We start from the raw sequence: 22478 nt of genomic DNA, 5'->3' as shown, positions 1-22478 counted from the left end.
TCACGTGAACGGGGGCCGCACACCTGCCCGGGGAGTGACGCGACCTCCGACACCCCTGTCACCGCGGCGTGCCGACCGGGGCCCGCGGTGCGGCTGCCCGGTGCCGTCGGGCCGGACGACACCGGCAGCCGTTCCTCGTCCACCCGTTCGAGATGACGGACAAAGACTGGGCGCTTCAAACCCGGTGTTCGTGAACGTTCACCCGATCGGGTGCAGACGACACTCCGGGGCGTCCAGGGTCGCGCCACCCCGCCTACCGTTGAGCGGCGAGCTGGAGGGGGCGCGCAGCGGAGCTCCCTCTCTCACCGTACGGGGCGACGACCCCTCACAACGTGCAGTCCTTCACAGAGGGAGGCCCTCCCATGTCCGTGGACACCAGGCCGGAGAGCGTGCGGATCGCGACGGTGCGGTCATGAACCGTACGGCCCTGGAGCAGATCCTCAGTGGCCCCAGCGGCCTGGGTACGGCGGGCCTGAGCCTGGCACGGCGCGAGGCACCTCCGAAGGCGGGCGACCCCATCCCGGGCCTGTACCACCACCCGGTGCCCGAGCCCGATCCCGAGCGCGTGGCGGACGTCAGCCACCGGATCAAGACCTGGGCCCTGGAGGAGGTGCAGCTCTACCCGCCGGACTGGGAGGACCAGTTCGACGGCTTCGCGCTGGGCCGCTACATGGTCGCGTGCCATCCCGACGCCCCCGACACCGACCACCTGATGATCGCCACCCGGCTGATGGCCGCCGAGAACGCGGTGGACGACTGCTACTGCGAGGACCACGGAGGCTCGCCCATCGGTCTCGGTGAACGCCTCCTGCTGGCACACACCGCCCTCGACCCGCTGCACACGGTGCGGGAGTACCAACCGGCCTGGGAGGAGTCGCTCCACGCGGACGCCCCTCGGCGGGCGTACCGCTCGGCCATGGACTACCTCACGCGTGCGGCCACCCCCTCCCAGGCCGACCGCTTCCGGCACGACATGGCCCGCCTGCACCTGGGATACCTCGCCGAGGCCTCCTGGGCCCAGGCGGACCACGTCCCCGAGGTGTGGGAGTACCTGGCGATGCGCCAGTTCAACAACTTCCGTCCCTGCCCGACCATCACGGACACCGTCGGTGGCTACGAACTGCCCGCGGACCTCCACGCCCTGCCGGCCACGCAGCGCGTCATCGCGCTCGCCTCCAACGCCACCACCATCGTCAACGACCTGTACTCCTACACCAAGGAGCTGGCCAGTCCCGGCCGGCACCTGAACCTCCCCGTGGTGATCGCCGAACGCGAGGAACGCGGAGACCGCGACGCGTACCTGAAGGCGGTCGAGATCCACAACGACCTCATGCGCGACTTCGAGGCCGAGGCGAACGCCCTGGCCGCCTCCTGCCCGGTCCCGACCCTGCTCCGCTTCCTGCGCGGCGTGGCCACGTGGGTCGACGGCAACCACTACTGGCACCGGACCAACACCTACCGCTACAGCCTGCCCGATTTCTGGTAAGCAAGGAGCTGATCAATGACCACGATCGACATCACCCCGACAGGCAGCACCGCCGCCATCCCCGGTCCCGCGACGCCCTACCAGGGAGACATCGCCCGCTACTGGGACCATGAGGCTCGGCCGGTGAACCTGCGTCTCGGCGACGTCGACGGCCTCTACCACCACCACTATGGCATCGGGGACGTCGACCAGGCCGCGGTGGGAGCGCCGGGGGACGGCGAGCACGAGAGGAGGGTGATCGCCGAACTGCATCGGCTGGAGTCCGCGCAGGCCGATCTGCTGCTGGACCACCTGGGCGACATCCCGCGCGAGGCCACGCTGGTGGACGCCGGATGCGGTCGCGGCGGCTCCATGGTCATGGCCCACCAGCGCTTCGGGTGCAAGGTCGAGGGCGTCACCCTGTCGGCCAAGCAGGCCGACTTCGCCAACCAGCGGGTCCGCGAGCTCGGCATCGAGGAGTCCGTTCACGCCCGCGTCTGCAACATGCTCGCCACGCCCTTCGGGACCGGAGAGGTCGCGGCTTCCTGGAACAACGAGTCCAGCATGTACGTCGACCTGCACGACCTCTTCGCCGAACACGCCCGCGTCCTGGCCGTCGGAGGCCGCTACGTCACCATCACCGGTTGCTGGAACCCCATCTACGGGCAGCCGTCGAAGTGGGTGTCCCAGATCAACGCGCACTTCGAGTGCAACATCCACTCCCGCCGGGAGTACCTGCGCGCCATGGCGGACAACCGCCTCGTGCCGCAGGCCGTCATCGACCTGACACCCGCCACCCTGCCCTACTGGGAGCTGCGCGCCACCTCCTCCCTCGTCACGGGAATCGAGGAGGCGTTCATCTCCTCCTACAAGGACGGTTCCTTCCAGTACGTCCTGATCGCGGCCGACCGGGTCTGACCGGACCCTCCGCCCGGCTGCCGCACGCCGCACCTTGCGGGCGTGCCAACGATCTCGTGCGAGTGCCTCGGATCTGTCGGACGCTGAGCCGGTTCTCGAAGAGGGGTGTGGACCGGCGCGGCGTCCTCTTCCAGTGTGCGGCGACGGCTCATCGAGCGACACACCGTCAGCCGCTCCCCTACGGTGACCCGCCGCACCACCGGCCGGGTCCCGCGCACGGCCGAGGGCACCGTTCGCGACCCGCTCCGGTGGCGAACGCCCCGGCTTGGTGCGCCCCGTCACCGGTGTGGGCCGTGAATATGATGGGCAGTGAAGATCCGTGAGAGATCGAGAGAAGATGGCGTTTGTCCTGTGGGAGCTACTTTGAGCGTGTGTGTGATAGGCGCGGGTCTGTCGGGGCTGGCAGCCGCACACGCGCTCAAGGGGAGGGGAATCGAGTTCGTCTGCCTGGAGAAGGCGTCGGATGTGGGCGGCATCTGGCGCATGCCGGGAGCCGGTGAACCGAGCCCGGCCTACCTGACACTGCATCTGAACAGCGCCAAGCAGCTCACCGGCTACGACGACTTCCCGATGCCGTCCGAGCTGCCCCTCTACCCCCGGCACAGCGACGTCGCCGCCTACCTGCGGTCCTTCGCCGAGTGGACCGGGCTGCTCCCCCACATCGAACTGCGCACCGAGGTGGTCTCCGTCCGGCAGGAATCCGACGGGGGGTGGACGGTCACCAGCCGGGACGCTCAAGGGGCCGAGGCGGTACGCGGTTTCGACCAGGTGATCGTCGCTTCCGGACACCATTCGGAGCCGGCTGTGCCGAATCCCCTGCCGCCGGGCTCCGGTTCCTTCACCGGAACCGTTCTCCACTCGATGGACTACCTCGACGGCAGGGACTTCGCCGGACAGCGCGTGGTCGTGGTGGGGCTCGGGGCGTCGGCGGTGGACATCGCCGCTGACCTGTCCCGGCACGCCGCGCGGACCGTGCTCTCCGTCCGCCGCGGGCTGCACATCGTGCCGAAGCAGCTCTGCGGTCTGTCCGTGGACCTGATCGCCGAAGCCCCGTGGTTCACCAGCAAGTCCCTGGAGGAGCAACGTGACTTCGTCGAGCAGGCGTTGCTGGTGGCGCGCGGCAGGCTGTCGGACTACGGCCTGCCCGAGCCCGACCACCCGATCTTCTCCTCGGCCGTGACCATCTCGGACGAGATCCTCAGCCGGATTCGGCACGGCGCGGTGATCCCGAAGCCCGCGATCGACTCCCTGGACGGCGACCGGGTGTCCTTCACCGACGGAACCTCGGTCGGGGTGGACACCATCATCTACTGCACCGGCTTCCGCATGGCCTTCCCCTTCCTGCCCGCCGGATGTCCGGCAAGTCCGCAGGGGCCGGTCGAGCTGTACCGGCGGATCGTCGCGCCCGATCGGCCCGGCCTGCTCTTCGTCGGCCTGATCCGCCCCGTGGGCTCGATCACGCGGCTCGTGGAAGCCCAGGCGCGGTGGGTGGCGCGGATCGTCGACGGCGACGTCGCGCTACCGCCTGCGGATGTCATGCACAAGGAGATCGACGCGTACCTGAGCGGCATCGCGGAGCGCTACGGGTTGAGCGAGGGCTCCTCCATCCAGGTGGACGTCGGCCCGTACCTGCGAGAGCTGCAGGACGCATAGGCCTTGTGGGCGTCGGGTCCGTGAAGCCCCCGTGGCCCGTCGGGCGAATTCCACGGGGCTTCACGCTCCTACGGCGTCTCTCGGTGAACGGCTTCCGCCCGCGGAGACGGCACAGCCGGCGGCCTCACCCGATAGGCCTCGGAAGAGAGGTACACCATCACCCGTGGCGGACGGCCCCGCTGGTGGGCGAGCGCCAGGTAGGCGATGAGTCCCGCGCCTTCCTCCAGTCGCCGCGAGGTGACGGCTGCCAGGGAACCGAGCAGCTGGGCCGGGTCGATGCCGTGACGGCGCAGCAGGGCCACGGTCCGGTCGAGGGCCTCCCCGTCGTGCCCGACGTAGTCGCGCACCGGGACGTAGAGGGTGAAGCCACCGGGCAGACCGGTCGCCGTCTCGGTGAAGGCGTGGCACGCCTGCACGGGTCGGCGGTCGAGCAGGGTGTCCTCGTCGTCCCCGATCCCGGCCGCCGTGCGGAAGAAGGCCTCGATCTCGGCCGGAACGGGTCCTTCCGGCATGCGGGACAGGCCCCCGGCCGCCGCGGCCGACAGGCCGTGGTGCGCGGTGTACACCTTCACCCGGGGTTCTTCCCAGTCGCCCAGGTCCAGAGCGAAGAACAGCAGGCGGTCGGCGTCCGGCAGCGCCGTGAACGCCTGCCGGTGGCCGAGTCGGCGCAGCGCCTCCCGCACGGTTTCGGCAGCACGCGCCGCTCCCGACGCCGCGGGATTCAGGTACACCTTGACCTTGGGGACACCGCCGGAACGCAGCTCCAGCGCGCACCACAGAACCAGCGGGCCCTGTGGGGACGGCGGGAAGAAGAGGTCCTCCAACTCGTCGAGCCGGTCGGTGGCGAAGTCCCAGCGCCGCGCGAGCTCGCGGACGACCCGGAGTCCGTCACGCCCGCTCTGCGCCAGGTCGCCGACCCCGCTCCCCGGTTCCAACAGCACGCGCAGGGTCGGGGCCGCCCCCACCGCGAAGGAGATCGAGAACTCCACCGGCGTGTGGTCGTCGGAGAGGAAGGAGCGGGTGGGGGGCGGCAGATCCAGCGAGCGCCCGGCGGCGGGACCCAGCGCCGCGGTCAGTGTCCGCGCGTAGCCGGTGGCGTCGGCCCCGCCCAGGCCCGCGGCCTCGCACAGCCGCAGCAACTGGCCCGCCGTGTGGCCGCCGAGCGTGCCCGCCTCGGGAGGTGCTGTGCGAATCACCTCGTCAGCCAGTTGAGGAACTGGCTCCACCTGCCGGCTCGTTCGGGCTTGGCGCTCGGCTGGGCGCCCTGCTGGCGCACGGGCGGCTCGGGGCGGGCCTGCGGGGCGGGCCGCCGCACGGGCTCGACCGGGGTGAACCGGGAGGGCAGTGCGGCGAGACCCCGGTTGAAGGGGCCGGGCCGCCAGGTCAGGCTCTCCTCCGGCACGGCGAGTTCGACATCGGGGAGCTGGTTGAGCAGGCTCTCGATGGCGGTCACCGCGATCTGCCGGGCCGGCTCCTTGGACGGGCAGGCGTGCGGGCCCGCGCTCCACGCCAGGTGGGCCCTGCTGCCCGTCTGCCGCGTCGCGGCGAGGACCGGGCTGGTGTTGGCGGCGGCGAAGCTGACCAGCACGAGTTCGCCCGCCTGCAGCCGCTGTCCGGCGAACTCCATGTCGGCCGCCGGGTAGTGCGGCGCGAGGTTCGACATGGGTGGGTTCTCCCACAGCGTGTCGTCGAGGGCCTCGTCGATCAGCCCGCCGCCGTGGGCGTAGGCGTCATGGGTGAGCAGCCGGTGCAGGGTGTTCCCGATCAGGTTCCGCAGCGGTTCCGTGCCGGCCGCCAGCAGGAGGGAGAGCTGTTGGACCATCTCCTCGTCCGTCTGCTTCGCGTGGTGCTGCATCAGCCACGAGGTCACGTCGTCACCGGGCCTGCTCCGCTTGAGCGCCACCAGTTCGCCCACGGCGCCGAACAGCACCTCGGCCGCCTTCTCGGCGTTGACGCCGTCGAACATGCCGGAGATGCCGAAGAGCACCCGGTCACCGATGTCGGCAGGACAGCCGAAGAGTTCGTTGAACACGAACAGCGGCAGCTGTTTGGCGTAGTCACCGAGCAGGTCGGCCGAACCGCGCGAGCCGAACTGGGCGACGAGGTAGCTGGAGACCTGCTCGGTGCTGCGGGCCAACCGGCGCGAGTCGACCCGGGCCATGCTGTCGGTGACCGCCTGCCGCAGCCTCAGGTGCTCGGCGCCGTCGCTGAACATGCAGTTGGGCCGGTACGCCAGCAGGGGCACGACTGGACTGTCCGGCGCGACCTTCCCCTCGTTGAAGGCCCGCCAACGGCGCGCGTCCTTGCGGAAGGAGGCGGAGTCCTGGAGCAGTTGCAGCGCGGCCGAGTACTCGGTGACGAGGGTGGCCTCCACACCGGGTGCGAGCTCGACGGGCGCGGTCGGCCCGTAGTGGCGCAGGTAGGCGTAGTAGGCCTGCGGGTCTGCCGCGAACCCCGGCCCGTACAGCGGTACCCGGCCGCCGGTGCCGTGGGCCGGACACCCGGGCGGGGGCACCAGGGTGGTGGGTCGAGCGTCCATGTCTGCTTGTGGCTCCTAGCCGGCACGGTCCAGCAAATAGCGGACCAGGGTGGTGAGTGCGGCGGCCGACGACTTCTCGTCGCGCGCGTCGCAGAAGACGACGGGGGTGTCGTCGAGGAGGTCGAGTGCCTCCCGCAGCGACGCCTCGGCGCGCAGCGGATTGCCATCGAAGTGGTTGACGGCGATCGCGTAGTCGAGGCCGTACTGCTCGATGAGGTCGATCACGGCGAAGGAGTCGGCGAGCCGCTCGGGGTCGACGAGGACCAGCGCGCCGAGGGCACCACGGGCCATGTCCTCCCACAACTGCACGAACCGCAGCTGTCCGGGTGTGCCGAACAGGTACAGCACCACCCGGTCGCTGATGGTCAGACGGCCGAAGTCCATGGCGACCGTGGTGGTGGTCTTGCCCCGGACCCCCTTGAGGTCGTCCACCGCCTCCGCCGCCCGCGTCATCGTCTCCTCGGTGGACAGCGGCTCGATCTCGGAGATCGAGCCGATGAACGTGGTCTTGCCCACCGCGAAGTGCCCGACGACGAGGATCTTCACGGCCGTCTGCGTCGCTCCGCCATGGACGTAGTCCCGCTCACCCAGGCTCGGTCGTTCACCCGAACTTGACCCGGAGACCATTGAGCACCTCCTCCAGGATCTCCTTGTCGGCAGTGCGGGCACGGGCGACCGGCGGGCGGGTGATGAGGTAGCCGTCCTCGGTGAGTGCGGCCAGGACGATCCTCACCACGCCCAGCGGCAGCCCGGTGTGCCCGGCGATCTCGGCGACCGAGAGGTAACCGGCGGAGCAGAGGTCCAACAGCCGCTGCTCCTCCGGTGACAGCCGCTTGGGCCGCTGCCCCTCCTCGGGCGCCGCCGTGACCAGCGTGATCAGGGAGAGCTGCTCCTCGTCGGGCAGCTCGCGCCCCTTCGTGATGACGTACGCACGCACTAATTCGGTGGCCGCGAGCTCCCAGTCCTCGGGGCCGGTCACTGGCGCACCCCGAGGTTCTCGCGCGGCGGTGCCGCCAGCGCCTTGCCCAGCTGGCCGACGAGTTGCTGCATCCGGAAGGTGATGTCCTGCATGTCGACGTCCGGGGCGGCGGAGACGCCGAGGTAGGCGCCCTCACCGGCGGAGATCAGGAACACCCAGCCGCCGTCGAACTCGACCAGGGTCTGCCGCCACCGCTGGCCCGGGTCCTCGCAGAAGAACCCGAGCGAGCGGCTGAGCGACTGCACACCACTCATCGCGGCGGCGACCCGGTCCGCGTCGTCCTTGTCGAAGTCCTTGGTGCGGGCCATCAACAGACCGTCGGCGGAGATCAGGACCGCGTGCAGGGCTCCGGGAATCTCCAGGGCGCTGTCGAGCATCCATGACAGATCGTCGTTCACGAGAACTCATGTCCTTCACTGCTCGCACCACGTGTGTTGCTCGTCTGGTCCGCATCGTCCGGATGCGCGGCCCGGCCGGACCGGGTGCCCCGCTGGAAGGCGCCCATGATGGCCGCGGTCTCCGCGCCGGAACGGGCCGAGGTGGCCACGGCGGGCGCGGTGCCCGGCACGATCGCCATCGGCCGCTTGCGCCGCCGCAGGGGCAGTCCGTCGGCGGTCGAGGGGACGGCCCGCGCAGGCTCGGTCCCATCCGCCGGCGGCTCGGAGGCGGAGGGCGTGGATGGGGCGGGTGCCTTCTTCTCGGGCATGCCGGTGAGCAGTTCGTGCGGTAGCAGCACCACCGCGCGCACACCTCCGTAGGGGGACGAGGAGTCCACCGACACCTCGAAGCCGAACCGCTCGCACAGTACGCCGATCACCGCCAGACCGAACTGCGGCGGGTTGCCGAGTTCCGCGACGCCGGAGACCCGCTCGCTGTTCAGCAGCTTCTCGGCCCGTGCCCGCTCCTCGTCGTTCATGCCGACGCCGGCGTCGTCCACGACGATGACGACGCCCTTGGGCACGGTCCGAATGTTGATCTCGACGACGGTGTCCGGGCTGGAGTAGCTGGTGGCGTTGTCGAGCAACTCGGCGAGGGCCAGCGCAACCGGCTCCACGACCCTGCTGGCGACGCCGTAGTCCACTTGGGAGAGGATCTCCACGCGCCGGAAGTGCCGGACACGGCCCTGCGCACTGCGGACCACGTCGTAGACCGAGGCGACATCGCGGTGCCGGCCCAGCCAGCCGCCGCACAACACGGCGATGGACTGGGCACGTCGACCGAACTGCGAGTTGGTGTGGTCGACCTCCAACAGGTCCTGGAGGATGACCGACTCACCGTACTTGCCCTGCAACCGAGAGAGGATCAACTGCTGCTCGGCCGCAAGGCCCTGCAAGGTCCGCATCGCGGACTTCAGCACGGTCTTCGTCGCTTCCCCGGCCTGTTCCTGGGCCGCCCGGACGGACTCCGTGTAGTGGCGCTCCAGATCGGAGTACTGCTCCCTGAGCCTGTCGATCTCCTGTCGCAAGGCCACAGCCGCCTTGCGTTGGCGAACGACGAGGGCGATCACGGCGAGCAGGGCGACGACGAGAGCCCAGAGTGCTGGGTTCTCTGTGTATTCCGTCATAAGACTCTCTTAAGGCGACTGACAGCCGGCTGCTGAATCCCCGCTACGGCAGGGGAACCACCCGCTCCGCAAGTTGATGTGATCGTATCATCGGCTAAACAGGCGACCGACGGGCCTTCCCGGCATGAGGATGCGTCTCATACCGGACGAACATGCATAGTTGACGCAACGACGACGGCCACAGGCCGTTGCGCCCGGCGGAGCTCGGTGGGCCGGTCGCGCCACCACTGCGACTTCGGCCTCCGTCGAGGACGCCCGGAGCCGTACCGACGACAGCATGCCTTCCACCCCCTGCCCCGCATCGCCGTTCGCGACGTCCCGCCGAGCGGCGGCACGGCACCACAGGGGGCTGGCGCGCGTGTCGCCGTCGCGACAGCGAACCGGGATCCCGCCAGGCTCAGGAGGGCACCGGATTAGGTGCTCCGCGTTCCCTCCGGGTTGCGCTCGCCGTGCCGCACGGTCCTCTCGGGCAGTCTTCCCGGTCACGCCCGGCACACCCGCACAGGACGGCCGACGACCAGCGGCACTACGACGAGCACCTCCCCCACCGCGCCCGCCTGCTCGTCGGATCCGGCCGGCCGGATCCGACGAGCAGTTGCCGGCACGCCGGATTCCGGCTCAGGCCGGCGCGCGAAGCTCCCATCCGGTCGAGCACGCCGGACCCGTCGAGCCCCCGCTCTCCGGCCGAACCTCCGTCACGTCCTGCCGATGCTCTCCAGGTGCCGGATGTTCTTCTGGTCGTCGTCCTCCTCGCTCGGATCGGTTCCGAACCACGCGTCCAGGATCTCCCCGAGCGTCGCGGCCGAAGTCAGCCGCAGGCCCAGGGCCAGGACGTTCGCGTCGTTCCAACGGCGGGCGCCACTGGCCGTGTAGGCGTCCGTGCACAGCGCGGCGCGCACGCCGGGAACCTTGTTCGCCGCGATGCTGGCACCGGTGCCGGTCCAGCAGCACACCACCGCCTGGTCGGCCCGCCCCTCGACCACGTCCCGGGCCGCGGCCTCCGTGCAGAACGCCCAGTCGGCCGTCTCCCCCGGCACCAGCACGCCGTGCGGGATCACCTCGTACCCGCGACGATCCAACTCCTCGACAAGTTGGCGGGCCACCCCCTTGTCCCAGTCGGCGGACACAGCGACGCGCAGCTTCGCCATCACACACTCCTTCCGGTCGTCCCTCGTACCTGCCTACAGAGAACCACCACCACTTGGCGACCGCGGACAGGCCGGGCGGAGAAGAAGCCGACACCGCCTCCGGCCCACGAACCCGCTGCCCGGAGACGGGGAAGCCTCCGAGCAGCGGCCGTCAACAGGCGCCATCCGATGAACCGGCGGACATCGCCTAGCCTGCTCCGCATGCCCGACAACATCACGCACCCGGAGCGCGACGACACCCCCGACGAGCCCCGGCGGGTGCGCCTGCGCCGGACCTTCGACGAGGACGCGGAGCTGTACGACCGGGCCAGGCCCGGCTATCCGCCGGGACTGTACGACGACCTCGCCGCCCTCGCGGGTACCGGCCCCGGCAGCCACGTGCTGGAAGTGGGCTGCGGGACCGGCCAGGCGACGGCGCCACTGGCCGAACGCGGCTGCCGGATCACGGCCGTCGAGGCGGGACCGGAGATGGCCGCGGTCGCCCGCCGCAACCTGGCCGGGGCCGCGGCGGTGGAGGTGGTGACGGCGGAGTTCGAGAGCTGGCCGCTGCCGGAGGAGCCGTTCGACGCGGTCGTCTCGGCGACGGCGTTCCACTGGATCGACCCGGCGGTGCGAGTGGCCAAGGCCGCGGACGCGCTGCGTCCGGGTGGGGCGCTCGCCGTGGTGCGCACCCAGCACGTGATGGGCGGCACCGAGGAGTTCTTCGTCGAGGTCCAGCGCTGCTACGAGCGCTTCGACCCGGACACGCCGCCCGGGCTGCGGCCTCCCGCGGCCGCCGAGATCGACGGCTCGGACCATGCGGAGGAGGTCGCACGAAGCGGCCGGTTCGGCCCCACGGTCTTCCGCCGCCACGAGTGGGATCTGACGTACACCACGGCGGAGTATCTGGAGCTGCTGCGGACCTACTCCGGCACCCGAGCCCTTCCGGAAGCGGCCAGGAACGGGCTGCTCGCGTGCATCGCGAACCTGATCGACGGGCGGTACGGCGGCCGGGTGACCAAGCGTTACCTCGTCGAGCTGGGGGTGTCGCACAGCCGGTGACGCCTGCCGGCGAGGCGCTGAACGCCGAGCGCCGGGCCCGGCGGCCTCAGCGCACCGAGTGCACGAGGCTGTCGGGCAGTCGGGCGCGCACGTCCGGCACCCAGGCCGCGACGCGGGTGCCGGCGCCCACCGCCGAGTGCAGCTCCAGCGCGCCGCCGACCGTACCGACCCGGTCGGCCATGTTCTGGAGCCCCGAGCCCGTCCCCGCACCCTCGACGCTGAAACCGGGGCCCTGGTCGGTCACGGTGAAGCAGAGGCGCCCGAGTGCCGGGTCCAGCGCGAGCGTGACCGCGACCGGCCCGTCGGCGGCGTGCTTGGCGATGTTCTGCAGCGCCTCCGCGCAGCAGTAGTAGACGGCCGCCTCCACCATCGGATCGAATCGCACCCCGGCCAGCTTCGGGTCGAGGTCGAAGGTCGCCCGGCACCCGAGGGCCTCGGCCCGCTCCCGCAGGGCCGGTTCGAGGCCCTGCCCGACGAGGAGCCTCGGGTCGAGACCGAGGAGGGTCCGGCGCAACTGGCCGAGGGCGTCGGTGATCCGCTCGCCGGCCTGGTCGAAGGCGCGGTCCACCGCCTCCCGGCTGCCGGACGCGGCCAGGTGTGCGAGCAGCCCGAGAGCCAGGCGTACCGCCGTCAGGCCCGGCTGTGCCTCGTCGTGCAGGTCGCGTTCGAGGTCCCGGCGCTCGGCGTCCTGGGCGGCGACGATGCGCCAGCGGGAGGCCCGGATCTCGGCGGACCGCGCTTCGATCGCGCGCAGCCGCGCCTGTAGTTCAGCCGTCAGGCCCGCGTTGTGCAGGAGCACTCCGGCACTGCGGGCGAGGTCCTCCAGCAGGTGGTGGCGGTCCGGAGAGAGATCCCGGTAGGCCTGCTCGGACAGGCCGATCGCACCGACCGGCTCACCGCCGTACCGGACCGGCACCCGGTGCCCCGGGGACGGCGACCGCGGGTCCTCGGGCCAGCGGTGCTCGGTGTGCGAGCCGTCGGGCAGCCGGACGTGAATGCCGACGGCCGGGACGGCCAGGCCCTCGGCGGTGATCCGGGCCAGCGACCGCAGCGTCCCGCCGGCGGGGCCGGTGGCCCGGGAGAGGGCGGACACCTCGGCCAGGACTTCGTACCTGGGCACGCGCCGGCCGTAGACCAGGCGCTCCGCCCACCTGGCCACGGTGTCGCGCACCGGTGCCAGCACGAGCGCGACCAGGCCGCTGGCCACGAGTTGCGGCGGCGCCATCCAGTCCGACGACAGGCCGAACAGCGCGTCGATCCGCACCACTCCGACCACGTACGCCACGCCGATCAGGGCCAGCAGCACACCGTAGGTCAGAGTACGGCTGGACAGACGGGCCAGATCCCAGCGCGTGACGTTCGGCGCCGCCGGGCGACCGGCCCGGCGGAGCGGGCTCATCGGACCGCCTCCTCACGCGCCGCCTCCGCCGTGCGGGGAAGCGTGATCACCACCGACAGGCCGGCCGGACCGGCCCACTGCTCCAGACCGCCGCCCAGGGCCGCGAGGCGGTCCAGCGCGGACTCGACCACCACCGCGTCCGGCAGATCCGCGCCGGTGCGCGGGACGGAGTCGCTGATGGTGACCGTCAGCTCCCCGTCAATCACCTTCGCCGTCACGGTGATCGGCTCGTCGTCACGGCTGTGCGGCCAGGCACGCAGCAGGGCGGCGGTGCAGAAGTACCCGCCGGCCTCGATGCGGGCGGGCAGGCCCGGCAGTTCGCCCGCGTCCAGGACGGCCCGTCGCTCCTGGTCGGCCACCAGGTCGGCGAGTGCGGGGACCAGACCGTGGTCGGTCAGCACCGACGGGTACACGCCGTGCACCAGTCGACGGAACTGCCCGATGACGGCGTCGACCCGACGGGCCAACTCGGCCACGTCCGGCCCGTCCTCCGCTTCCGGGGAGTCCACCCGCTCGCGCAGCGAGCCCAGTTCGAGTGCGCAGCGTTCCAGGGGCTCGCAGACCACTCCCTGGATCTCCCGGCCCAACTGCTCCCGTGCGGTGTCGCGGGCGACCACCAGCCGGCGCCGGGAGGTCCGGAGCTCCTCGGCCTGCTCGGACTCGAGCCGGATCCGCTCGCGCAGCCGGGCCTCCAGCTCGACGTTGCGCAGCAGCAGCCCGGCCGCATTGGCGATGTCGGTGGCCAACCGCAGGTCACGCCGCCCCAGTTCGCGGCCGTCCGCCCCGCCGAGGGCGAGCGCGCCCAGCAGTTCGCCCGTGTCGGTCACGGGCAGGACGTGCCGGACGCCCGGCCGGGAGCCCAGATCGTGCACGGTCGCCACCGGCCGGGTCGGCCGGTGGCGCAGGTCCGCCGCGAGGTGGAGTCCCCGCTCGCCGGACAGCCAGACCTCGACCGTGCGGGCGCCGGCGCCGTCCGCCACCAGACGCACCAGGCGCGGCAGCGCGTCCTCGACCGACCCGGTCGCCGCGGCGTCCGCGACGAACGAGACCAGAGCGGTGTAGGGCTCGGCCGCGACGGCCGGCCAGCGGCGGGCCAGCAGCGCCCGCGCGCGGGTGCGGACCGCCTTCATGCCGAGCCCGCAGATCGTCGCCGCCGCGATCCACAGCAGCAGGACCAGGTTGTCGGACGCCTGCGGCCAGAGGCGCACCACGCCGCCGACCACGGTCTCGTACACCACGGTGACGAACCCGGCGGCGGCGAGGGCCTCGATGCCGTACCCGGCCGCGGCGGGCCGGGAGAGCGGGATCCGGAACGGGAGGCGGTTCGGCATCTGCGCGGACTTCTCCAGTGCTCGGGGCGTGGTTCACTCGGGCCGATTGCCTGGTGGGGCCGGGCGCCCGGCCACTCGACGCGGGTGTCAGACTGGCACATCAGCAGGATTCGAAGCCAGGGGGACGGAGCAGTGCCGATCAGCGTCGTGCTCGCTGAGGACAACTATCTTCTGCGGGCCGGTACTGCCGCCCTGCTGGAGGCGTTGGCGGAGGTGGAGCTGCTGGCCGCCGTCGCCGACAAGGACCAACTGCTCGCCGCCGTCGAGGAGCACCGGCCGGACGTGGTGATCACCGACATCCGGATGCCCCCCGGCCACTCCACCGAGGGGCTGGCCGCCGCGGCCGAGATCCGGGAGCGCTTCCCGGGCACCGGAGTCATCGTGCTCACCCAGCTCGCCGACCCGCAGTACGCCTACGAACTCCTGCGCGGCGGCGCGGCCGGAGTCGGCTACCTGCTCAAGGAGCGCGTCGGCGACATCGCCGAACTCGAACGCTCGCTGCACCAGGTGGCCGCCGGGGGCTCCGTGCTCGATCCGCAACTGGTGGAGGCCCTGGTCATCCGGAAGGAGCGGACGGCCGGCTCGCCGCTGGCCGCGCTGAGCCCGCGCGAGCGCGAGGTCCTGGAGCTGATGGCCCAGGGCAGGAACAACGCGACCATCGCGGCCGCGTTGTTCCTGACCGAGCGGGCGGTGCAGAAGCACATCAACTCCCTGTTCGCCAAGCTGGGACTGAGCGACAGCCCAGACCTCGACCGGCGGGTGGCGGCGGTGCTCACCCTGCTGGACTTCCGCGCCCGACAGAGCTGATCCCGCGCTACCGTCCGGCGGTCGCCGTGGCGGCGGCAGTGGGCGTGGCGTACGGCGCGGTGCTCGTGCCGCCCTCGGGGGTCATCGCGGACGGCGGCGCCGTCGACGGCGCCGCCGTCCCGGAGGCTCCGGCCCCGGTCGGGATCGGGCCGAGGTCGGCGCAGAGCAGCGGCCGGAAGGCCGGTGCGGGGGCACCGTCGCTCAGGATGCCGTTCATGTCGCCCTGGTGCAGGTTGAGGTACCAGCCGCTGGACGGCGGGGCCGAGGTCACTCCGGTCACCACCCGGGTCTCGTTGGTGATGTCACCGTGGGAGTCGGCCTGGAAGTCGGCGAGCATGTACTTGACGCCACCCTGGGACTGGCAGCTGCCGAGGTGGATGTGGGCGGCGTGGGCGCCCGGGGTCAGTCCGTGCGCGGTGACCGTGACGGTGAGGGTGTGGGCGGCCGGGTCGTAGACGGTCCTCTCGGTGCCGGACAGCGTGCCCGGGTCGTTGCCGTTGGCGTCGACCGACACCGGGTGGAAGGCCAGCGTCCTGCTGCCCTCGATCCGGGTGGGCAGCTCGTCGGACTGTCCGATCAGCTCCATCGCGACCGGATCGCGGTTGGCGTCCCCGCCGAAGGTGCCCAGGTGGATGCCGAACCGGCTGCCGGCCGGCAGGGTGCCGGACTGCTGGGCACTCAGCGTGGTGTGGGCCTGTCCGGTGGCGTCCGCGGTGAACGTGCCGAAGCGGACGGCCGGAGCGAGGACGTTGCCGCCCGGGGCCTCGATGGCCGCGACGTGCGCCGAGCCGGGAGTGAGACCGTAGACGTCGATCTCGGCCTGCAGCACCCCCTGCGAGTCCTCCCTCAGGGTCACCGACCCGGCCGGCATGCCCCGGAGCGCACCGGGCTGCGTCATGCCGCCGCCCAGCGCCGCCCCGCTCGCGCCGGCGGACGGGCCGGACCCGTGGCCGGTCGGGGTGCCCGACTGGCAGGCGGCCAGTCCCAGTCCGATCACGGTCATGGTGACGGCGGTCCGCATCAGCCTGCGGTTCAACAACGTGGACATGGCTCTTCGGGTCCTCTTCGTGGAGCTGGTAGCCCGGGTTCGCCCCGGCTCCACCAGACTCCCGAAGACACCCCGGTCGCCACGAGGGTGCGTGCATGCCGAACCCGACGGGGTGCCAGCACCCCCGGCACGGTTCGGCGATCGCCGGGTAGAGGCGTCCAGTACCCCGGCGACGACTTCGGCGGCCGGTTCGAAGCAGCTCACCGGTCTGCTCGGCGGCTCGCCCCGGACGTGTGCAGCAAGGGCGTTCCTCCGCCCGGGCCCGTCATGCCGCGGGGCGTTCCGCGGTGACCGTGAAGTAGTCGAGGATGCCTTCACGGAAGGCCCGCAGGAAGTTGCGGGGCCAGCTGCCCGGCTCCCAGATCCCCGCCAACCAGCGGTCCCAGCCAGGCCACACCGACGCCCCGATCGAGGTGGCACGCACCTCGGCCAGGCCGGCCCGTTCGAGACTGCTGACCAGCGAGGGGATGGTGTGTGCGACGTCCAGGCCGCTGGCGAACGTGTCGAGCAGTTCGGCCAGCCGCCCGGCTCCGGCCGGATCGGCACCGGGGACGAAGAAGCTGGCGACGACGGCGCGGCCACCAGGCCGCAGCACGCGTGCGGTCTCCTGCGCGAACGCGCCGAGGTCGCGGAAGTGCTGAGCGGCTTCGACACTGTACAGACAGTCGAACTCGCCGTCGCCGAACGGCATGTCCTCCGCCGCACCGGGCACGAAGCGCAGCTGCTCGGGGCGGCGGGCCAGCAGGGCCGCGTTGACCTGCCCGGCCCGCTCGAGCTGCTGTGGATGGATGTCCATGCCGGTGACACCCGCGAAGCCGTACTCGTCGAGCGCCACCGCGGCGCCGACCCCCAGCCCACAGCCGACCTCCAGGGCCCGCAGTCCCCCGGTGGGCGCCAAGGTGCCGAGCACGTGCCGGTACATGGCCTGCTGACTGCTGATCCGGTCGTGTTCGGTCAGCGGCTGGTCCAGGTCGATGCCCCGCCAGTAGCCGAAGTTGATGAACCCTCCGCCGAACAGGGACATCGAACTGAGATCGGCCGGACCGTACGCCTCCTGGACCGCGGGCGGGATCGGGTGCTGCTCCGCCCCGGGACACCGCGTCATCTGCGCCACCTCCGTGATGAAGAACGCGCCGCCGCTCGGCGGACCGCACGCCCAGGCATCGGCGCCTTCCCGACGCCAGCACAAGGCCCATGGCGGGTGAGGGTGCCACACGCCCGGCCCTACCGCTGGCAAGATGCCCGACGTTCATCCGTTGGTGGGGCATGGCGGCAGAGACCGTCGCACACCCACGCCAACTCCGTTACAATCCCCACTCCCAGGCCGTTGACAGCGGGAACCGCGAAGTCCGGCTGGAGTGCCGGAAGCCCCCGTGCTGATCGGTGGCACCGACATCCACCCCGTCACCGACGGGACCTTTCCGGACTTCGCCCGCCCACGTCGGCGCCCACACCCGGCACCCCGGCAGGCTCACAGTTGAACGAGCAGGTGGCGGGGTCCGCGGAGCATGGCGTTCTGGCGGTAGGGGGGCGGGTCCTGGACCAGGCGTGCCGTGCCGAGGTGCGGTATCAGCGCGCCGAGCGCGGTCTCTGCTTCGATGCGGGCGAGTGGTGCGCCGTAGCACAGGTGGACACCGCTGCCGAAACCGAAGTGCTCGTTGTCCGGACGGGTGGGATCGAACCGGTCGGGCTCGTGGAACCGCCTGGGGTCGCGGTTGCCGGAGGCCAGCGCCAGTATGACCGACGTGCCCTGGGAGACCGTGATGCCGGCGATGTCGAAGTCGGCGAGGGGGATGCGCTCGCGCATGTGGACCGGGGGTTCGTAGCGCAGCAGTTCCTCCACCGCCCGCGGCAGCAGGCCCGGTTCGCTCCGCAGCCGTTCCAGGTGCTCGGGCTGGCGCAGCAGGGTGAGCACCCCGTTGGTGATCAGGTTCACCGTGGTCTCGTGTCCCGCGATGAGCAACAGCACGGCGGTTTCCGCGAGTTCCTCCCGGGTCAGCCGCAGGGCCGGGTCCGGCTCGTTGACGAAGGCGGAGAGCATGTCGTCGCTCGGGCTGCCACGGCGCTTCTCGGCGAGGTCGACCAGGTACTGGCCCATCTCCCGCCGCGCCTGGTCGCCCGCCTCGCCCCGCTCGGTGGAATCCCCGGTGGCACCCTCTTCGGGCCTGACGTCGGCGGCGGTGACCACGGTGTCGGACCAGGCCCGGAAGAGCGGCTCGTCCTCGCGCGGCACGCCGAGCAGACGGCAGATCACCGTGACGGGCAACGGGTAGGCGAAGTCGTCGACGATGTCGATCTGGCGGCCCGCCTGGAGGGACTCCATCAGTTCCCCGGTGAGCTGGTCGATCTCGCCGCGCATGGCATCGACCCGGCCCGGGCTGTGCGGAGGGCCGAACGGTCGCATGGTCAAGGCACGCAGCCGGTGATGCTCCGGGTCGTCGAGCCGCAGGAACGGCGGCTTGAACGTCGTCGCGCCACGGGTACGGGTGCGGGGATCGGCGCTCATCCGCGGATCGTGGAGCAGCGCGGCGATCTCGTGGTAGGTGCCGACCAGGTAGCTGCCGTCTGCCTGCCGTACCACGGGACCGGCCTCGCGGAGTTCCGCGTACAGCGGATAGGGGTTGGGACGGTTCGCGTAGTCGGTGATCCGTGCCAGCAAGGTGTCGGAGTCCATGGTGGCTCCTCGTCGTCGGACGGGACGTGGGTCAGGCCGTGGGCTGCACCACGGTCAGTCGGCGGTCGGGCAGGTACCCGGTGAGCGCCACGGTGGGGCCGTGGGACAGCCCCTTCGGGTCCGGCACGTCGGACGGAACCGGGACCTCCGCCGCGATCGCGCGGTCCGCCGCGCCGGGCGGGGGTGGGAACGGAGCGGCCGTCTCGATCAGGTGCCGGTAGTAGTCGAGCGACTTGGCCATGTCGACGGTGACCGCGGCGGTGACCCGCCCCTGGAAGCCGTAGACCATCGCCAGACGGCGCGCCTCCAGGGAGCCCTGGGCGATGACCACGTGGTCGGAGAAGGTGGGCACGCCCACCGACTTGATGTTGAGCCCGAACTGGGTCGACCAGAACGTCGGGATGGCGAGGTGCGGGCGTCGCAGCGGCCCCGGGCTGACCATGTTGTGGGCCGCGACCCCAGCCTGCTCGACCGCGTTTCCCCAGTGCTCCAGGGAGAGCATCTGGTACCCGAACAGCGGGTGGGGGAAGCGGGAGACATCACCGGCCACGAAGATGTCGTCGGTGACGATTCCGTACATGTTGAAGGCGCGGCACCCGGCGTCACAGGCGATTCCGCGCGGACCCGCCGCCAGCCCGGAGTCGGCCAGCCACTCGACGTTGCGGACCGCACCCAACGCCACGACGCACACGTCCGCCTCGACCCGGCTGCCGTCGGACAGCTCCGCACCGGTGAAGCGGCCGCCGCCGTCCCCGCGCAGCGCGGTGACCGTCACGCCGGTGCGCAGGTCCACGCCGTGGTTGCGCTGCATGACGGCCGCGAGTTTCGCCAGGGTGCCGCCGAGCGCGCCGACCAAGGGTGCGGGACCGCGTTCGGCGACGGTGACGTCCAGTCCGCGCTCCCGGCAGGCCGAGGCGATCTCCGAGCCGGTGAAGCCACCGCCGATCACCAGCACCCGCCGTGGCCCGGCGGCCAGCCGCTCGGCCAAGCCGGCGGCGTCCTCACGGGTGCGCAGGGTGAACACCCCGTCCAGGGCGGCCTCCACCGGGTTGTGCCAGGGGCGGGCCCGGGTCCCGGTGGCGATCAGCAACCGGTCGTACGGCAGCGAATCGCCGTCGGCCAGCATCACCCGCCTCCCGAGGCCGTCCAGACCGGTGGCACGTACGCCCAGCCGCCACTCGGCATCCGGATCCCGGCGCATCGGCAGCCCGGTGGTGTCCGCCGCTGCCTGGCCCAGCAGTACCTGCTTGGACAGCGGAGGGCGGTCGTAGGGCGGATGGGGCTCGTCGCCGACCACGGTCAGTGAGCCGGTGAAGCCCTCGTCGCGCAGTGCCTCCGCAGCCCTCAACCCGGCCAGTGACGCGCCGATGATGACGATGCGGCCGTCCCGAAGGTCACCGGTCATCGGCGCTCACCTCCTCACCGAGGAGGATGGCCTGGACCGGGCACGCCGCCGCGGCCTGGCGCACCCGCTCGACCTGGTCGTCAGGGACGGCCGGGGCGTACAGCAACCCCTCCTCGCCGTGCAGCTGGAACATCTTCGGTGCGAGGAACACGCACTGTGCGTAGCCCTGGCAGCGCGTGAGGTCCACAACGGTTCGCATCCCCACCACTCCCTCTGTCGCCGCGCCCCCTCCCCCCAGCATGGGACGAGGGTCGGACGCTCGCACGGCGACCGCTCGGGGCACTGCCGGGTCCGCCGTCAGCCCGGGGCGGGGTCGCGGTCGACGGCGACCGACGTCTGTTCGACCTGCTCCTGGCGTGGAGGTCGGTGCGTCGGGGGCGCGGCAGGTCTCCGTGGTGGCCGGGGACCCGTGTGTCACCCACGCCCGGCGGTTTCGTCCCCGCTCGGGGAGCCCTGCGCGGCGGGCGACCGGAGTTCGGCCATGATGCGGTCCAGGGCGGCCAGGTCCTCGGGGCCGAGCGCGAGCAGGGTGCGCGGCGGGCGGGACAGGATGTGTTCGGCCTGTTCGGCGGCGGCCGTGCCGGCCGCGGTGAGGGTGACGATCTTGGAACGGCGGTCGTCCGGATGGACGTTGCGCTCCACGAAGCCGCGCCGCTCCAACTCGTCCACGACCAGGGTGGTGTAGGGCTTGTCGGTGGACAGACGGGCAGTCAGCTCACGCATGGTCAGCGGGCCGGTCAGCAGCCGGCGCAGTGCCTTGACGCGGAAGAAACTCATGCCGAGCGCCTCCTCGACCTCGGTGCGCCGGTTCTCCTGCTTCAGGACGAGGAAGGACATGGCAGCCCAGACGCGGGCCGCCGCCTCCGGGTCCGCCGGAGCGGACGCGGCGGCTCTCGTCGTGCTGCGGCCGGCCGGGGCGGCCATGGCCGGGGCGCGGCCGGTCGGCCCCGTCGCGGCACCGTCGCCGGTGCCGCCCGTGGCCTCGTACCCGATGCCGTTCGTGCTGTCGTTCATCTGCTGCTGCCGTCCACCCTCCTGGTTCAGCCAGGGACGAGCCGCTGCGCGGCGCGCGCGGCGGTCTGCCCGGCCCAGCGACCGGTGGTGAGGATACCGATCGCCAGGACCGCGACGCCGCACGCCGTCCCGACCCACCAGCCTACGTGGCTGGCCTGCGCGAATCCGGTGTGCAGCGGCTCGTGCACGGCGGAGGTGACCAGTGACCCGATCACCGCGACCCCGAGGGCCTGGCCGGTCTGGCGGCTGGTGGTGGCGACGGCGGCGGCGACCCCTGCCTGTGCGCGCGGCATGCCGGAGACGGCGGTGTTGGTGATCGGCGCGTTCAGCATGCCGAAACCCGAACCGAACAGCGCGTATGCGACGACGAGGTGCCAGGTGGCGGTGTGTGCGGTGAGGTCGGTCATGGCCAGGGTACCCGCGGCCATGGCGCTCCCGGCCGCGAGCAGCGGCACGCGAGTCCCCCGAGCCGCCACCAGCCGGCCGGCCAGCGGTGAGAACACCATGGTCAGCCCCGCCATCGGCAGCGTCAGCAGGCCCGCGTGGAACGGGGAGTAGCCGCGGACGTCCTGCAGGTAGAGCGTGTTGAGGAAGAGGAAGCCGCCGAGCGAGGCGAACCCGCAGATCGCGATGACCGTCGCCCCGGCGAACGGCGCGCTGAGGAACAGGCGCGGGTCGATCAGCGGCTGGGCGCGGCGCAGCTCGTACCGCACGAGGCAGGCCAGCGCGAGCGCGGCTGCCGCGCAGCAGGCCGCGGTCTGGGCGGAGACCCAGCCGGCGGAGGGCGCTTCGATGAGGCCGTAGGTCAGGCCGGCGAGCAGCACGGTGATCAGGAGTTGCCCCACCGGGTCGGCCGGTCGCGGGCGTTCGGCGCGGGACTCGGGGACGAACAGAGCGCACAGCCCGAGGGCGGCCAGACCCACCGGGATGTTGATCCAGAAGATCGCGCGCCAGCCGACCGACCCGACCAGCGCGCCGCCGAGCAGCGGCCCGAGCGCCATGCTGACCCCCGCCACCGCACCCCACACACCGATCGCGCGCGCCCGCTCCCGGGGCTCGCGGAAGGTGTTGGTGATGATCGACATCGCGACCGGGTTGAGCATGGAGCCGCCGACCGCCTGGAGCGCGCGGGCCGCGACCAGCAGGCCCAGGTTCGGGGCGATCGAGCACAGCAGCGACCCGAGCATGAACAGGACCAGCCCGGCCCGGAAGGTGCGGCGCCGCCCGATCCGGTCGCCGGTCGACCCGGCGAGCATCAGCAGGCTGGCCAGCACCACCGTGTAGGCGGTGGTGGTCCACTGCAGCCCGGAGACGGAGGCGTGCAGGTCACGCTGGATGGAGGGGAGCGCGACGTTCACGATCGTGTTGTCCACGCCGACGATGAACAGGCTCAGGCAGCAGGTCGCCAGCACGAGCATCCGCCCGCGGCGGCCGGGCGGATGCTGGGCGGAGTCCTGGGCCGCCGGTGAGGGAGCGGCGGACGGTCTAGTTAT

The 22478-nt window shown here is 71.8% G+C and carries 21 protein-coding genes; 5 read left to right on the top strand and 16 right to left on the bottom strand.

All coding sequences use genetic code 11. The annotated features are described in order from the left end of the window. Window positions 1-34 precede the first annotated feature (34 nt). The 3 genes from ACZ38L_RS23690 to ACZ38L_RS23680 all read left to right on the top strand — a co-directional run bounded on the left by ACZ38L_RS23690 (window position 35) and on the right by ACZ38L_RS23680 (window position 4036). The gene (locus tag ACZ38L_RS23690) at window positions 35-1486 is read left to right on the top strand and encodes a family 2 encapsulin nanocompartment cargo protein terpene cyclase (RefSeq protein WP_465696792.1); all 1452 of its coding nucleotides are present in this window, start codon (window positions 35-37) and stop codon (window positions 1484-1486) included. Window positions 1487-1501: 15 nt separating this feature from the next. Then, window positions 1502-2383, top strand: coding sequence for a geranyl diphosphate 2-C-methyltransferase (locus tag ACZ38L_RS23685; RefSeq protein WP_465696789.1), 882 nt, complete (start codon window positions 1502-1504; stop codon window positions 2381-2383). Between the two features lie 363 nt (window positions 2384-2746). Further along, window positions 2747-4036, top strand: coding sequence for a flavin-containing monooxygenase (locus ACZ38L_RS23680; protein WP_465696787.1), 1290 nt, complete (start codon window positions 2747-2749; stop codon window positions 4034-4036). Between the two features lie 68 nt (window positions 4037-4104). Here ACZ38L_RS23680 and ACZ38L_RS23675 read toward each other — a convergent pair whose 3' ends face one another. From ACZ38L_RS23675 to ACZ38L_RS23645, 7 genes are all read right to left on the bottom strand, one after another. After that, complete coding sequence (locus ACZ38L_RS23675; RefSeq protein WP_465696782.1) at window positions 4105-5232, bottom strand: tryptophan dimethylallyltransferase family protein; 1128 nt, start codon at window positions 5230-5232, stop codon at window positions 4105-4107. Continuing rightward, on the bottom strand, window positions 5229-6575 hold the full coding sequence (locus ACZ38L_RS23670; RefSeq protein ID WP_465696780.1) for a cytochrome P450: 1347 nt from the start codon (window positions 6573-6575) through the stop codon (window positions 5229-5231). The genes ACZ38L_RS23675 and ACZ38L_RS23670 overlap by 4 nt, the downstream gene beginning before the upstream one ends. A 15-nt stretch (window positions 6576-6590) precedes the next feature. Further along, window positions 6591-7202 (bottom strand): GTP-binding protein, encoded by a 612-nt coding sequence (locus ACZ38L_RS23665; RefSeq protein WP_465696776.1) that lies wholly within the window; start codon window positions 7200-7202, stop codon window positions 6591-6593. Next, on the bottom strand, window positions 7177-7554 hold the full coding sequence (locus tag ACZ38L_RS23660) for a DUF742 domain-containing protein (protein WP_465696774.1): 378 nt from the start codon (window positions 7552-7554) through the stop codon (window positions 7177-7179). The genes ACZ38L_RS23665 and ACZ38L_RS23660 overlap by 26 nt, the downstream gene beginning before the upstream one ends. Continuing rightward, window positions 7551-7952 carry a roadblock/LC7 domain-containing protein gene (locus tag ACZ38L_RS23655; protein WP_396560858.1) on the bottom strand — a complete coding sequence of 134 codons (402 nt, stop codon included), beginning with the start codon at window positions 7950-7952 and terminating at the stop codon, window positions 7551-7553. The genes ACZ38L_RS23660 and ACZ38L_RS23655 overlap by 4 nt, the downstream gene beginning before the upstream one ends. Continuing rightward, complete coding sequence (locus ACZ38L_RS23650) at window positions 7949-9118, bottom strand: ATP-binding protein (protein WP_465696771.1); 1170 nt, start codon at window positions 9116-9118, stop codon at window positions 7949-7951. The genes ACZ38L_RS23655 and ACZ38L_RS23650 overlap by 4 nt, the downstream gene beginning before the upstream one ends. A 695-nt stretch (window positions 9119-9813) precedes the next feature. Next, entirely contained in the window at window positions 9814-10257 is a 444-nt protein-coding gene (locus ACZ38L_RS23645; RefSeq protein ID WP_465696832.1) for an RpiB/LacA/LacB family sugar-phosphate isomerase, read from the bottom strand. Between the two features lie 210 nt (window positions 10258-10467). Here ACZ38L_RS23645 and ACZ38L_RS23640 point away from each other — a divergent pair, with 210 nt between their 5' ends. Next, window positions 10468-11307 (top strand): class I SAM-dependent methyltransferase, encoded by an 840-nt coding sequence (locus ACZ38L_RS23640; RefSeq protein ID WP_465696768.1) that lies wholly within the window; start codon window positions 10468-10470, stop codon window positions 11305-11307. Window positions 11308-11353: 46 nt separating this feature from the next. On the opposite strand, the gene ACZ38L_RS23635 is transcribed toward ACZ38L_RS23640, so the two are convergent. Together ACZ38L_RS23635 and ACZ38L_RS23630 are read right to left on the bottom strand one after the other, a co-directional pair. Continuing rightward, window positions 11354-12706: a sensor histidine kinase gene (locus tag ACZ38L_RS23635; RefSeq protein ID WP_465696766.1), complete on the bottom strand. Its 1353-nt coding sequence runs from the start codon at window positions 12704-12706 to the stop codon at window positions 11354-11356. Next, window positions 12703-14037, bottom strand: a complete 1335-nt coding sequence (locus ACZ38L_RS23630) for a sensor histidine kinase (RefSeq protein WP_465696763.1) — start codon at window positions 14035-14037, stop codon at window positions 12703-12705. The genes ACZ38L_RS23635 and ACZ38L_RS23630 overlap by 4 nt, the downstream gene beginning before the upstream one ends. 132 nt (window positions 14038-14169) lie before the next feature. On the opposite strand from ACZ38L_RS23630, the gene ACZ38L_RS23625 reads away from it, so the two are divergent. Continuing rightward, window positions 14170-14844 carry a response regulator gene (locus tag ACZ38L_RS23625; protein WP_465696761.1) on the top strand — a complete coding sequence of 225 codons (675 nt, stop codon included), beginning with the start codon at window positions 14170-14172 and terminating at the stop codon, window positions 14842-14844. 7 nt (window positions 14845-14851) lie between these two features. Here the strand turns inward: ACZ38L_RS23625 and ACZ38L_RS23620 are convergent, their stop codons facing one another. The 7 genes from ACZ38L_RS23620 to ACZ38L_RS23590 all read right to left on the bottom strand — a co-directional run bounded on the left by ACZ38L_RS23620 (window position 14852) and on the right by ACZ38L_RS23590 (window position 22403). Continuing rightward, window positions 14852-15892 (bottom strand): CHRD domain-containing protein, encoded by a 1041-nt coding sequence (locus tag ACZ38L_RS23620; RefSeq protein WP_465696758.1) that lies wholly within the window; start codon window positions 15890-15892, stop codon window positions 14852-14854. A 265-nt stretch (window positions 15893-16157) separates the two neighbouring features. Beyond that, window positions 16158-16997, bottom strand: coding sequence for a class I SAM-dependent methyltransferase (locus ACZ38L_RS23615; protein ID WP_465696756.1), 840 nt, complete (start codon window positions 16995-16997; stop codon window positions 16158-16160). 366 nt (window positions 16998-17363) lie between these two features. Further along, window positions 17364-18566: a cytochrome P450 gene (locus ACZ38L_RS23610; protein WP_465696754.1), complete on the bottom strand. Its 1203-nt coding sequence runs from the start codon at window positions 18564-18566 to the stop codon at window positions 17364-17366. Window positions 18567-18597: 31 nt separating this feature from the next. After that, window positions 18598-19971: an NAD(P)/FAD-dependent oxidoreductase gene (locus ACZ38L_RS23605; RefSeq protein WP_465696752.1), complete on the bottom strand. Its 1374-nt coding sequence runs from the start codon at window positions 19969-19971 to the stop codon at window positions 18598-18600. Next, window positions 19961-20170, bottom strand: coding sequence for a ferredoxin (locus ACZ38L_RS23600; RefSeq protein WP_465696750.1), 210 nt, complete (start codon window positions 20168-20170; stop codon window positions 19961-19963). The genes ACZ38L_RS23605 and ACZ38L_RS23600 overlap by 11 nt, the downstream gene beginning before the upstream one ends. A 215-nt stretch (window positions 20171-20385) precedes the next feature. Beyond that, entirely contained in the window at window positions 20386-20985 is a 600-nt protein-coding gene (locus ACZ38L_RS23595; RefSeq protein ID WP_465696748.1) for a MarR family winged helix-turn-helix transcriptional regulator, read from the bottom strand. Window positions 20986-21011: 26 nt separating this feature from the next. Continuing rightward, complete coding sequence (locus ACZ38L_RS23590; protein ID WP_465696830.1) at window positions 21012-22403, bottom strand: MFS transporter; 1392 nt, start codon at window positions 22401-22403, stop codon at window positions 21012-21014. Window positions 22404-22478 lie beyond the last annotated feature (75 nt).

The organism is Kitasatospora sp. NPDC024654 (assembly GCF_055559155.1).
The sequence above is the reverse complement of the archived record's forward strand: the minus strand, read 5'-3'. Positions and strand labels throughout refer to the sequence as shown.

Coding starts and splice junctions, on each gene's coding strand:
- ACZ38L_RS23600 (WP_465696750.1), bottom strand. CDS start 20,170: ATGCGAACCGTTGTGGACCTCACGCGCTGCCAGGGCTACGCACAGTGC.
- ACZ38L_RS23610 (WP_465696754.1), bottom strand. CDS start 18,566: ATGGACTCCGACACCTTGCTGGCACGGATCACCGACTACGCGAACCGT.
- ACZ38L_RS23595 (WP_465696748.1), bottom strand. CDS start 20,985: ATGAACGACAGCACGAACGGCATCGGGTACGAGGCCACGGGCGGCACC.
- ACZ38L_RS23635 (WP_465696766.1), bottom strand. CDS start 12,706: ATGAGCCCGCTCCGCCGGGCCGGTCGCCCGGCGGCGCCGAACGTCACG.
- ACZ38L_RS23615 (WP_465696756.1), bottom strand. CDS start 16,997: ATGACGCGGTGTCCCGGGGCGGAGCAGCACCCGATCCCGCCCGCGGTC.
- ACZ38L_RS23605 (WP_465696752.1), bottom strand. CDS start 19,971: ATGACCGGTGACCTTCGGGACGGCCGCATCGTCATCATCGGCGCGTCA.
- ACZ38L_RS23630 (WP_465696763.1), bottom strand. CDS start 14,037: ATGCCGAACCGCCTCCCGTTCCGGATCCCGCTCTCCCGGCCCGCCGCG.
- ACZ38L_RS23665 (WP_465696776.1), bottom strand. CDS start 7,202: ATGGTCTCCGGGTCAAGTTCGGGTGAACGACCGAGCCTGGGTGAGCGG.
- ACZ38L_RS23590 (WP_465696830.1), bottom strand. CDS start 22,403: ATGCTCGTGCTGGCGACCTGCTGCCTGAGCCTGTTCATCGTCGGCGTG.
- ACZ38L_RS23620 (WP_465696758.1), bottom strand. CDS start 15,892: ATGTCCACGTTGTTGAACCGCAGGCTGATGCGGACCGCCGTCACCATG.
- ACZ38L_RS23670 (WP_465696780.1), bottom strand. CDS start 6,575: ATGGACGCTCGACCCACCACCCTGGTGCCCCCGCCCGGGTGTCCGGCC.
- ACZ38L_RS23650 (WP_465696771.1), bottom strand. CDS start 9,118: ATGACGGAATACACAGAGAACCCAGCACTCTGGGCTCTCGTCGTCGCC.
- ACZ38L_RS23640 (WP_465696768.1), top strand. CDS start 10,468: ATGCCCGACAACATCACGCACCCGGAGCGCGACGACACCCCCGACGAG.
- ACZ38L_RS23685 (WP_465696789.1), top strand. CDS start 1,502: ATGACCACGATCGACATCACCCCGACAGGCAGCACCGCCGCCATCCCC.